Origin of the sequence: Citrobacter sp. Cs237, from assembly GCF_030332325.1 — a bacterium.
GTDB lineage: Bacteria > Pseudomonadota > Gammaproteobacteria > Enterobacterales > Enterobacteriaceae > Citrobacter_A > Citrobacter_A sedlakii.
The window spans coordinates 103845-115331 of the sequence record NZ_JAOWIB010000109.1 but is presented as its reverse complement, the minus strand read 5'-3'; the positions used below and the strand labels follow the sequence as shown (position 1 = coordinate 115331).

The following is an 11487-nucleotide window of genomic DNA, read 5'->3' as shown; positions in this document are numbered from 1 at the left end:
TACTATCTGCTGAGGATAGAACATGACTCGTACCAACAGAAAAATAACGATTCCAGTCAGTATCGGTTATGGACTGACGGATATCATGGGGGGCGGTGCGTTTACCGTTATTGGCGCATGGTTGCTTTTCTTTTACACAACCTTCGTGGGCCTTTCGCCGGTCGAAGCAGCGTCAATTGTAGCTATTGCAAGGATAGTGGATGCGATTGTGAGCTTATTCATGGGCTCATTTACCGATCATTTCTATAAAAATGCATTAGGTAAGCGGTTTGGAAGAAGACGTTTCTTTCTGCTTATTGGTGCGCCGCTCATGCTGGTTTATATATTGCTATGGGTTACCGGAATGAACTTCTGGTTTTATCTTGGCGTTTATCTGGCTTTCGAAGTTATTGCGGCGATGGTACTTATTCCGTGGGAAACATTGCCTTCTGAAATGACAAAAGACTTTAATTCCCGCACAAAATTATCCACCTGCCGTATGTTTCTATCAGCCTCCGGCACCTTTTTAGCAACATTTATTCCTGGGCTGCTAATTGGTTATTTTGGTGAGCACGATCCAAATGCGTATTTCATCAACGGCGTCGTCTTTGCTGTCATGTTTATGTTGTGTGTATTTATTTCCTGGAAAGTCACCTGGGAACGAGATTTAACGCCAGAAATGCTGCAAGAACTGGAACGTAGCGTTCAACCATCCACGCTGGGGGAAAAATGGGCGAAAGTAGGGCGGCTGTTTAAAGATTATGCCTCAACGCTTAAAGTTCGAGCCTTTCGTAAGCACTTAGCAATCTATCTGTTTTCCTTTACGGCGAAAGATGTTTACAACACTGTTTTCGTCTTCTTTTGCGTCTATTGTCTGAATGTTTCCTCGTCGCTTGCGGGAACGCTTCTGTCGATGAGTATTGTGGGCCTGCCGGTGACGTTGCTGGCAGGGGTTGGGATCATCAAATATGGCCCGTCACGCCTCTACGTTTTCGCCTACACCTTGATGATGCTGTGTCTGCTCGGCCTGTTTGTGGTGTACCAGTTCCCGACAGAAAATAAAGTCACCTTGCTGGTGATCTTGGCGGCGCTATATCAGGTTGGGCGTTGTGTACTGGAATTCACACCATGGAACGTATTTCCCTTCATTCCGGATATTGATGAAATGATTACCCGGCAGCGTCGTGAAGGTCTGTTCGCGGCGGTAATGACATTCTCACGCAAAACGACCGTTGCCATCGCCACATTTATCGTTGGGCTCATGTTACAGAACGGCGGCTTTGTTAAAGGCAGCCAGGTCCAGCCCGAACAGGCCATTAACACGATTGCCACTCTCTTGTTTGTTGGTACGGCGGGGCTATTGCTGATTGCGCTCTGGCAGGCTGTGACGTTCCACCTGAATAAGCGCACCCATAAAATATTTGTCGATGAGGTCGATCGCCTTAAAGCCGACGGCGCAAAACAAGATGTCGATCCTGAAACACGCCGGATCGTCGAAGACCTGACGGGATACAGCTATGACACATTATGGTGCGAGGAAGCCCAACAGGGCACGAACCCCGCGAAATCAACGGTAACAGTGAGCTAAACGAGGGCAGCTCTGTCGCAGAACGTACGTTAAGTCAGGGCTGTCACATAACTTAAAAATGATGTTATACCAATTAGCGAAAGCTTAATTCAAATCAAAACATACAACCATACAGGCGTTACTCTGAAACGGTCCTGATTTCATTCCAAATAGGTCATACAATGCAAAACAAGCTCTTAACGGCAAAAGCGACGTTACCTGGCTACGATCGCAACACGTTGATTCCGCGTATCGTTCATCTCGGCTTTGGCGCGTTCCATCGTGCGCACCAGGGCGTTTATACCGACATCCTGGCGGCTGAGCACAACAGCGACTGGGGATACTGTGAAGTGAACCTGATCGGCGGCGAGCAGCAAATTGCCGATTTGAAACAGCAGGATAACCTGTACACCGTGGCGGAAATGTCTGCCGATGCCTGGACGGCAAGAGTGGTTGGCGTGGTGAAGAACGCGCTGCATGCCCAGGTGGATGGACTGGAAGCGGTGCTAGCGGCAATGTGCGAACCGCAGGTGGCGATTGTTTCACTGACCATCACCGAAAAAGGGTATTGCCATTCTCCCGCCACCGGGCAGTTAATGCTGGATCACCCAATGATCGCAGCCGATCTCCGGAATCCTCATCAGCCTAAAACTGCACCGGGCGTGGTGGTTGAAGCGCTGGCGCGACGCAAAGCGGCAGGGCTGCCCGCCTTCACCGTTATGTCCTGCGATAATATGCCGGAGAACGGACACGTCATGCGAAACGTGGTCACGGCCTATGCCCGCGCGGTTGATGCGGAGCTGGCAGAATGGATCGCGCAACACGTGACGTTCCCGTCAACCATGGTTGACCGCATTGTTCCGGCAGTGACCACCGAAACGCTGGATAAAATCGAACAACTGACCGGCGTGCGCGATCTGGCGGGTGTCGCGTGTGAGCCGTTCCGTCAGTGGGTAATTGAAGACAACTTCGTCGCCGGGCGTCCACAATGGGAAAAAGCAGGCGCTGAACTGGTTGCTGACGTTATCCCGTTTGAAGAAATGAAGCTCCGTATGTTGAACGGTAGCCACTCTTTCCTCGCTTACCTGGGGTATCTGGCGGGCTATCAGCACATTAACGACTGCATGGAGGATGAACATTACCGCATTGCGGCCCGTGGGCTGATGCTCAATGAGCAGGCGCCAACGCTAAAAGTGCAGGGGGTTGATCTGACGCGCTACGCCGATCTGCTCATTGAGCGCTACAGCAATCCGGCGCTACGCCACCGTACCTGGCAGATCGCGATGGATGGTAGTCAGAAGCTGCCGCAGCGTATGCTGGACTCGGTGCGTTGGCACCTGGCCCATAATAGCCGTTTCGACCTGCTGGCGCTGGGCGTGGCTGGCTGGATGCGCTATGTCGGCGGTGTGGACGAACAGGGGAAGGCGATTGAAGTCAACGATCCGTTACTGCCGGTGATTCAACAGGCGGTGCAAACCAGTGCGGAAGGGGAAAGCCGCGTTGAAGCCCTGTTAGGGATTGAGGCGATCTTCGGAAACGAACTGCCACACGTGGCGTTGTTCACCAACGCGGTGAAAGAAGCCTACCAGGCTCTGCTGGCGGAAGGGGCGAAAAAAACCGTGGCTCGCTATGCTGCAAATCTGAAGTAACAGCAACGCGGTTGCCGGATGGCGCTTTGTTTATCCGACCTGGGATTTTCAGCCAAACTCAGACCAGGCCGGAAAAGTGAAACGCCATCTGGCATTCACACCATCAGTTCATGCCAAGACGAATCAGTTCGACGGGCGCAAACTTACCTTCACAACCTTCCACTTCCACGGTTTTTTCGCGACGGATTTGCGCGGCGTCCAGACCCTCTGTCGCGATAGCTTTAATGCGACCGGTGACGCCGGTACCGCTGATCATGACGCGGCTGCCGGTGGTGATTGCGTTACGGTTACGATCGTATGTCATCATGGTGTTTTCTCCTTTCTAACTTACCGTCAAAGCCCGTGGGCTCTGGTCCCACGTAACGGGCGCTATATAAATACGCTCATCAGTCCGGAGTTTTTTTGTTTTTGATCAAGCTCACATCTTTTTTGATGCAGACGTGCAGTGGTGTAAATGTGAAACCTCACCCCTGGAGGGTGAGGGAGAGGAATTATTCTTCAGTAAACCAGTCGCTGTTTTCCTGACGAATCAACTGCACCGACTCGCCAATTTCCTGCAAATGCTGCGTCATCGCTTTTTCGACCGCATCGGCGTCATGCTTCTCCAGCGCCGCAAAAATATCCAGATGCTGACGAAGCAACATCTCCGGCGGCGAAACGTGATCGAGGCTCATGTAGCGCACGCGGTCAATAGTCGCCTTGATGTTTTCGATGGTGTCCCAGGCCAGCTGGCAGTCGGCAATCAGCGCCAGTTTCTGATGAAAGTCATCGTCCAGTTCAAAGAAATCATTGAGCTGCTTACGCTCAATGGCGATGCGCTGCTGGTTGAGATTCTGCTCAAGCTGATAGCACTGGCTGTCAGTCATCATCGCTGCCGCGCGACGCGCGACCGCGCACTCAATGGCCTGACGGACAAAGCAGCCGTTTCGTACCTGTGATAAAGAGATCTTATTGACGTAGCTGCCGCGCTGGGGACGGATCTGGATCAATCCGTTTTCCGCGAGTTTAATGAAGGCTTCGCGTACCGGCTGGCGTGACACATCAAAGCGAACCGAGACCTCTTTTTCTGATAACGGCGTGCCTGGCGCGATCAGGCAGTGCACGATATCACGACGAAGAATGCGATAAATCTGCTGATTTACGGGCTGTGTAGGGTTGAGTTGCGTTTCGACGGTCATTCGCTCTTACTTTTTAGAAAGTTAACCCACAAATTCTACCACTTTTTTGTGATGCGCTATACCCGGCCCGCAGGCCGGGAGAAGAAATTAGCCGCGATGCACGCTCAGTCCGGCGAAGGACTGGGTGACGGGCATCATTTCTACCGTATTGATGTTGACGTGAGCAGGTAACGTCGCCACCCACCAGACCGCTTCCGTTACATCTTCCGGTGTCAGGGCGGTGGTATTTTCATACGTTTTCCCCGCTTTCTGATCGTCGCCCTTAAAGCGCACGTTAGAAAACTCTGTGCCGCCCACCAGACCCGGTTCGATGTCGGTCACGCGGACGGCGGTGCCGTGCAGATCGGTGCGCAGATTCAGGCTGAACTGACGAACGAAGGCTTTAGTCGCCCCGTAAACGTTGCCTCCGGCATACGGCCAGCTCCCGGCGGTGGAGCCGATATTAATGATATGGCCGCGATTGCGTTCAACCATGCCTGGCAGGACCGCGCGGGTCATATAAACCAGGCCTTTATTGTTGGTGTCGATCATGGTTTCCCAGTCTTCAACGCTGGCGTTGTGCGCCGGTTCCATCCCCAGCGCCAGCCCGGCATTGTTAACCAGCAGATCGATTTCGCGCCATTGCGCAGGCAGCGACGCCAGCATTTCCTCGATGGCCGCGCGGTTGCGCACGTCCAGTTGCGCAGTCAGGACGTTTTCGCCCAGCGACTCTTTTAGCTCCAGCAGGCGTTCCTGGCGACGGCCAGTGGCAATCACTTTATGCCCATTCTCAACAAAACGACGTGTAATACATTCACCAAAACCTGCGGTTGCTCCGGTTACTAAAACGATCATCTCACTGTTCCTCAACGCTTTTTACGTCGTACTACCATAGCACGCGATCAACGCTGGCGGGTAATGCTCGTTAACAGGATTGCGGTCTTTTCCACGGAAGCCTACTCTAGTGAACAAATCGTTTTCAGGAGTGAAAGATGTCGTTAACGAATCCGTTCTTCAAACCGAGCCTGCTACCGTATCAGGCACCCCAATTTGATCAGATAGAAATCGCGCATTATCGCCCGGCCTTTGACGAAGGACTGCGCCAGAAGCGCGCTGAAATTGCCGCCATTATTGAAAACGATGCCGCGCCAGACTTTGACAATACTGTCGTGGCGCTGGAGAAAAGCGGCGAGTTGCTAAGCCGGGTAACCAGCGTCTTCTTCGCCATGACCTCCGCGCACACCAACGAAGAATTACAGCGGCTGGACGAAGCGTTTTCAGCTGAACTGGCAGAGCTGGCGAATGATATCTGGCTGAACGCAGCGCTGTTTTCTCGCGTCGACAGCCTCTGGCAGCAGCGGGCCTCGCTGCAACTGGATAGCGAGTCGCGACGGCTGCTTGAGGTGCTCCATCAGCGTTTTGTTCTCGCGGGCGCAAGGCTCAGCGATTCAGACAAGGCGCAGCTCAAAGCCCTTAATACCGAGGCGGCGACCCTGACCAGTCAGTTTAACCAACGACTGCTGGCGGCCAATAAGTCCGGCGGTCTGGTGGTGGATTATGCACACCAGCTTGATGGGTTGAGCGACGTTGAAATCGCTGCTGCCCGCGACGCGGCTCAGGAGAAAGGGCTGAATGAAGGCTGGCTGATCCCTCTGTTGAACACGACGCAGCAACCGGCGCTCAGCGCGTTACGTGACCGCCAGACACGGCAGAATTTATTTACCGCCGGATGGCAGCGGGCTGAGAAGGGAGATGAAAACGATACGCGGACGATCATTCAGCGGCTGGTCTGCCTTCGCGCCGCCCAGGCGAAACTGTTAGGGTTTGCGGATTACGCGTCGTGGAAAATCGCCGATCAAATGGCAAAAACGCCGGAAGCGGCGCTGGCTTTCATGCGCGCCATTGTCCCGGCGGCGCGTCAACGCGCGCAGAATGAACTGGCTGATATTCAGAAGGTCATCGACGAGGAACAGGGCGGGTTTACCGCCGAGGCTTGGGACTGGGCGTATTATGCCGAGCAGGTCCGGCGTGCGAAATACGACCTCGATGAGTCTCAGCTTAAGCCGTACTTCGAACTCAACACGGTACTTCACGAAGGGGTGTTCTGGACGGCGAACCAACTCTTTGGCATTACGTTTGTTGAACGCTTTGATATTCCGGTGTATCACCCGGATGTCCGCGTCTGGGAGATCTTCGACCATGACGGCGTCGGGCTGGCGCTGTTTTACGGTGATTTCTTCGCGCGCGATTCGAAAAGCGGCGGGGCATGGATGGGCAATTTTGTCGAGCAATCAACGCTCACTGATAGCCGCCCGGTCATCTACAATGTCTGTAATTATCAGAAGCCAGCCGCCGGACAACCCGCGCTGCTCTTTTGGGATGATGTCATCACCTTATTCCATGAGTTTGGCCATACGCTTCACGGTCTGTTCGCCACACAACGCTACGCCACACTGTCTGGTACGAATACGCCGCGTGATTTTGTGGAGTTTCCGTCGCAAATTAACGAGCACTGGGCAAGCCATCCCGGAGTGTTTGCGCGTTTCGCCCGCCATTACGCCAGCGGGGAAAAAATGCCCGAAGCGTTACAGGAGAAAATGCGCAGGGCAAGCCTGTTCAACAAAGGTTATGACATGACCGAACTGCTCAGCGCCGCACTGCTGGATATGGGGTGGCACAGTTTACCCGGCGCATGCGACGCGCAGGACGTCGGCGATTTTGAAGCGCAGTTGCTGGCTGCAGAGGATCTCGCCCTGCCTGCCGTTCCCCCGCGCTATCGCAGCAGTTATTTTGCCCATATTTTCGGCGGCGGCTATGCCGCAGGGTATTACGCCTATTTATGGACGCAAATGCTGGCAGATGACGGCTATCAATGGTTTGAGGAGCAGGGCGGGTTGACGCGCGAGAACGGGCAACGTTTTCGTGACGCGATTCTCTCACGCGGTAACAGTGAAGACCTCGACCGCCTTTATCCGGCCTGGCGGGGAAGTGAACCCACCATCACGCCGATGCTGAAACATCGCGGGTTGGCGTAACCAACAGGAGGTGCCCGTCAGAGGGCACCGCTCATTTTTAATCCTCAAGCAGACGCAGCAACTGGGCAAGAGCAAAACGAACGGCCTGATCCAGCACCTCTTCGCACTCCCCGCTAAATTGTTGCACAACGGTGTAAACCGCGCCGTCTATATCCCAGGCAAACCAGACGGTGCCCGCAGGCGTTCCGTCGTCACCGCCTTCCGGGCCGCCGTAGCCGCTTATCGCGATACTGATATCAACATCGGCGTGTTCGCGCGCGCCCGTCGCCATTTCCGCCACGACCGCCTCACTGACCGCAGTATGTATTTCCAGCGTGCGTTCCGCCACGCCGAGGATCCTTGTTTTCGCTTCATCGGTAAAGGTGATAAAGCCGACGCCGTAAAATGTCGGCGTATCCTCGGCTGCGCAGATCGCCGATCCCAGCTTCCCGCCGGTACAGGATTCCGCTGTTGTCAGGCGTAATTGTCGTTGACTGAGCAACGTGCCGAGGCGGTTTGTCAGGGCGGCGACAGTCTGGGTATTTTGCAGCGTAATAATTTTATTTGTCGGTATTGGCATCATGATTTTTCAGTCTCTGGAATAATAGAAATTTGTCCGTTTCTTTCCAGTATGGCATATTTAATTTCCTTCATTTCCAGAATGCCATGATTCTGACGTGCGGCGAGCATAATATCGTCACACGATACGCTGACTTTCTGCAATTTTGTCTGATTAGCGGCACCGTGAGCCACCAGAATAACGGGCGCGCCGTCAATAAGATTTTCTGCGCCGGGTATTTTCTTTTTCAGATAGCCAAACAAAATATCAACCACCACAAGGGTGATAATGGTTAGCATGGCGCCGGTAACGGAAAAATCTTCTCCCAGTAAAGCCTGTTGTGTCGCTTCGCTGATTATCAGCAACAGGATCAGATCAAAACTCGTCATTTGCATGAGCGTCCGTCTACCGGCAATTTTAATCACGATCAGCAAAATCAGGTAGATGGCGATCGCTCTGAGAACCATGTCCATACGCGTCTCCTACGGATAAACGAATTGAGAAATCACTTTTTCCGCCCCGGAATTGGCCGAAAGAGTGGTCTGAAAAAAGCCGGGTCGGAGCGGTTTAACCGTTAGCCAGACGGTGGTCTCCGCGTTTGGCGTTGATGCGTACTCCATGACCAGTTGATGGTTGACGTTGCGCATGCTGTCTGGCTCAGGGGTGATGGTTTCTATCTGGAAGGAAGCGGTAAAATCCTTGCCTAATTGCAGCGTAAGGGGGCCGGAAGGTGGGGAAGGCAAGCTAATTTTGAGCGTGTCATCTTTCTTCAGACGTCCGAATTTTTCATATTCCACCTGCAACTTTGGGTTATCGGCGACGAGTTTGCTGCTGCTAAAGTAACCGCTGGAAAATAAACCGCTTAATGCCGCGATAATTATTAACAGCAAACATGTAAAGCCGATTCGTCTGAATTTATCTTCAAAGTTAAGCGCCTTACGACTTTCTTCAACAAACGGAATAGGGTGTTTGGTATCGTCAGAACCGGGCATAGTCTACCTGCCTGTAAATTGAGGTTGCCGTACCTGCTTGATTTCACACCAATCTACTCCTCAGCAGGACGCTAATTTGTAAAATTTAAAAATAGCAACCAGACTTAATAAGTCAAACCGAACGCCGAAAGGGGAAAAAATGAAATTTAACATTATCGTATTAACGAGTGTTCTTATAATGCCTTACGCGTTAGCGGCTGATGAAGGTGGGTTAAAAAAAGATGCTGCGCCGCCACCGCCTCACGCGATTGAAGATGGCTACCGCGGAGCGGAGGATGCTAAAAAAATGACGATTGAATTTGCTAAAACGATGCATGATGGGGCTACGGTCTCTCTGCGAGGCAATCTGATCGACAAAAAAGGCAATGATACCTACGTGTTCCGCGACAAATCGGGGCAAATCGATACGGTGATCCCTGCGTCCGTATTTGATGGACGTGAAGTGCAGCCGGACCAGATGATCAATATTAATGGCAGCTTGGACAAAAAGTCGACGCCGCCAGTCGTGCGGGTAACCCGTCTCCAAAAATAGAACACGCTTAGTCATGTCGGCGGAGGTCAAGGATTAAGACAACGCTGACATTCAATACGTCAGGTGACTGATGTACAATGCGGGCTTCTTTTTCTGGAGCCCGTCCTCATTATGTCCGCATTTTCTTCCCTCATGCTCTCTGTTTCGTCATCGCCGTGGCATACGATGACTGTACGGGCGGCGGGTTGACGATGAATCCGGGCAAGCCGCTGATCCTCGCTTCGATCTTTTTAATGTCCGCCTGCGGAAACAGTACGCTTTCTCAGATGGATATGCCTGCGCAAAAAAGCGCGCAGGCCGTGGTGGGCTATTACGCGCGCGGCATCGACCCAATGGTGACCCGATACATGCAGGAAAAGCAGGTATCCGGCATGGTTGTCGCGGTGATCCAGCATAACGGGCCGGTAGAATTTCACTGTTATGGTGTTACCGACGCGCGTCATCGATATCCCATTACACCAGACACCTTGTTTGCGCTGGGTTCGCTTAGTAAAGGGGTAACGGCAGAAGTGTTAACCATGCTGGTCCAACAGGGCGTGTTTAGCTGGGACGACACGCTGGAACAGCTTTTACCCGTTAACACGCCGCTCAGTGACGATGCGAAAAAGATCACGTTGTTACAGCTGGCGACCCACACGTCGGGCTTACCCAGACAACCTATCGATCTGTTGACGCTGGAAAACGTGTTGCGCTATTTCAGCAACGGCGAAAACTTTTATACGCAGCTGGACAGTGACGATGTGCTACGTTATCTCGCCGATTTCAGCGCGCCGGACGCGCGAATACCGCAGTATTCGAATATTGGCTATGCCTTACTGGGCTACAGTGTGCAACGTAAAACCGGGGAGACCATCCAGTCGCTGGCAAACCGGCTACTGTTTCAGCCGCTGGCGATGAATAACAGCAGTTTCATTCCGGCGCAGCTTCAGGCATACCCTTATCGCGCCCTCGGTCACGCAGGCGATCAGCCAAAGTTTATATCGCGTGGTCATCTGACGCCGGACTGGGTGTTTAAAAACAATATGGTGGGGGCGGCAAGTTTGTACAGCAGCGCCCGCGATCTGGCGACCTATGCTCGTGCCCATTTTGCCCCAGGTCAACCCGTCGCGCTCAGCGCGGCGTTCGCCGAGGTTTCGCGCGTTTATTTCGCTCAGGAAAAAGAGGCGGCAAACATTGCATGGGTGAGTGATACGTTACCTGACCGTACCATTACCTATCAGGTTGGTTATATTGGCGGCTATTCGAGCTATATTGGCTACGACAAGAAAAATCAAAATGCAGTGGTGGTTTTGCAAAACAGCTTCAACTGGAGTAATTACTTTGGACACGCCATTTTGACAAAATTAGAAACGCGACCGGCGGACGGGTAAATCTTCGCCGTTTAACTTCCATTGAGAAAAGGCGTGGTAAGTTGGCTGTGATTCGTTGTTGAGCAAGGAATCGCATGACAACGAAAAGAGTAAAAACAATCTATCCATGCAAGCATTCACCGTCGGTTATCCGGCGGTTTTTTTTTATTGGCGACAGATAAAAAAGTGGCCCCTTGTGCTGTAATGCGACAAGGGGCCTTCGCGGTGCAGGATTATCTCCGTTCATTAGTCATCCCATTTGTGGCTGAAGTACGCGGCGAGAAATCCGGAAAACAAGATAATTCCCAGAACTGCCATAAATACGTTCATATTTCCCAGCATGTTTGCCTCCGTTTATTTGATTGTGTGTTTCCTCGCTTACCTTAATTTCGGTTGATGACAGAGATATTAGCAGCTCTAATCTAAACAAAAGCTGAATTAGGTGATTATTTCCCGATAAAAGTAAATTTTTAACGATATTGCGAGAGAGGGTCGACATAAGCATGTCGAAAAGGGTGGCGCAATCACGCGGCGTTGCTGTGGGCAACATAGGACTGGCAGTGAAAAGCATGACAGGCGGCACTTCCGGATGGGCGAACGTAACCTGCGCTTTAGCTTTCCCCCGGCGACAACCTGAATTAATTTCAACGGGCATGAATTTTTCTCGTTTGCCCGACGGCCTGTGGTAT

The 11487-nt window shown here is 52.4% G+C and carries 13 protein-coding genes; 5 read left to right on the top strand and 8 right to left on the bottom strand.

The annotated features are described in order from the left end of the window. The first annotated feature begins 22 nt into the window (after positions 1-22). The gene (locus OGY07_RS20605; protein WP_286602868.1) at positions 23-1567 is read left to right on the top strand and encodes an MFS transporter; all 1545 of its coding nucleotides are present in this window, start codon (positions 23-25) and stop codon (positions 1565-1567) included. A gap of 161 nt (positions 1568-1728) precedes the next feature. Continuing rightward, positions 1729-3195, top strand: coding sequence for a mannitol dehydrogenase family protein (locus tag OGY07_RS20600; RefSeq protein WP_286602866.1), 1467 nt, complete (start codon positions 1729-1731; stop codon positions 3193-3195). A gap of 103 nt (positions 3196-3298) precedes the next feature. On the opposite strand, the gene ydfZ is transcribed toward OGY07_RS20600, so the two are convergent. The 3 genes from ydfZ to ydfG form a co-directional block, all read right to left on the bottom strand. Then, on the bottom strand, positions 3299-3502 hold the full coding sequence (gene ydfZ / locus OGY07_RS20595) for a putative selenium delivery protein YdfZ (protein ID WP_042282907.1): 204 nt from the start codon (positions 3500-3502) through the stop codon (positions 3299-3301). A 184-nt stretch (positions 3503-3686) separates the two neighbouring features. Further along, the gene (locus OGY07_RS20590; RefSeq protein WP_181823206.1) at positions 3687-4373 is read right to left on the bottom strand and encodes a GntR family transcriptional regulator; all 687 of its coding nucleotides are present in this window, start codon (positions 4371-4373) and stop codon (positions 3687-3689) included. Between the two features lie 87 nt (positions 4374-4460). Beyond that, positions 4461-5207, bottom strand: coding sequence for a bifunctional NADP-dependent 3-hydroxy acid dehydrogenase/3-hydroxypropionate dehydrogenase YdfG (gene ydfG, locus OGY07_RS20585; protein WP_042282911.1), 747 nt, complete (start codon positions 5205-5207; stop codon positions 4461-4463). A gap of 137 nt (positions 5208-5344) precedes the next feature. Between ydfG and dcp the strand changes: the two genes are divergently transcribed. Beyond that, complete coding sequence (gene dcp / locus OGY07_RS20580) at positions 5345-7387, top strand: peptidyl-dipeptidase Dcp (RefSeq protein ID WP_286602860.1); 2043 nt, start codon at positions 5345-5347, stop codon at positions 7385-7387. A 37-nt stretch (positions 7388-7424) separates the two neighbouring features. Here the strand turns inward: dcp and OGY07_RS20575 are convergent, their stop codons facing one another. From OGY07_RS20575 to OGY07_RS20565, 3 genes are read right to left on the bottom strand one after another with little or no spacing between them, the layout of a single operon-like run. Beyond that, on the bottom strand, positions 7425-7946 hold the full coding sequence (locus OGY07_RS20575; RefSeq protein ID WP_286603408.1) for a 2-oxo-tetronate isomerase: 522 nt from the start codon (positions 7944-7946) through the stop codon (positions 7425-7427). Continuing rightward, on the bottom strand, positions 7946-8398 hold the full coding sequence (locus OGY07_RS20570) for a DUF421 domain-containing protein (protein WP_042282918.1): 453 nt from the start codon (positions 8396-8398) through the stop codon (positions 7946-7948). The genes OGY07_RS20575 and OGY07_RS20570 overlap by 1 nt, the downstream gene beginning before the upstream one ends. A 9-nt stretch (positions 8399-8407) precedes the next feature. Next, on the bottom strand, positions 8408-8917 hold the full coding sequence (locus OGY07_RS20565; RefSeq protein ID WP_286602858.1) for a hypothetical protein: 510 nt from the start codon (positions 8915-8917) through the stop codon (positions 8408-8410). Between the two features lie 139 nt (positions 8918-9056). Between OGY07_RS20565 and OGY07_RS20560 the strand changes: the two genes are divergently transcribed. Both OGY07_RS20560 and OGY07_RS20555 read left to right on the top strand, forming a co-directional pair. Beyond that, positions 9057-9449, top strand: coding sequence for a YdeI family stress tolerance OB fold protein (locus OGY07_RS20560; protein WP_042282922.1), 393 nt, complete (start codon positions 9057-9059; stop codon positions 9447-9449). A 272-nt stretch (positions 9450-9721) separates the two neighbouring features. Beyond that, a complete protein-coding gene (locus tag OGY07_RS20555; RefSeq protein ID WP_407208843.1) occupies positions 9722-10819 on the top strand; it encodes a serine hydrolase domain-containing protein in 1098 nt (365 codons plus the stop codon). A gap of 100 nt (positions 10820-10919) precedes the next feature. Here OGY07_RS20555 and OGY07_RS23520 read toward each other — a convergent pair whose 3' ends face one another. Both OGY07_RS23520 and mgtS read right to left on the bottom strand, forming a co-directional pair. Then, positions 10920-11045, bottom strand: a complete 126-nt coding sequence (locus tag OGY07_RS23520) for a Rieske (2Fe-2S) protein (protein ID WP_420247951.1) — start codon at positions 11043-11045, stop codon at positions 10920-10922. Further along, positions 11045-11140, bottom strand: coding sequence for a protein MgtS (gene mgtS, locus OGY07_RS20550; protein WP_000901367.1), 96 nt, complete (start codon positions 11138-11140; stop codon positions 11045-11047). Before mgtS ends, OGY07_RS23520 begins: the two co-directional genes overlap by 1 nt. Positions 11141-11487 lie beyond the last annotated feature (347 nt).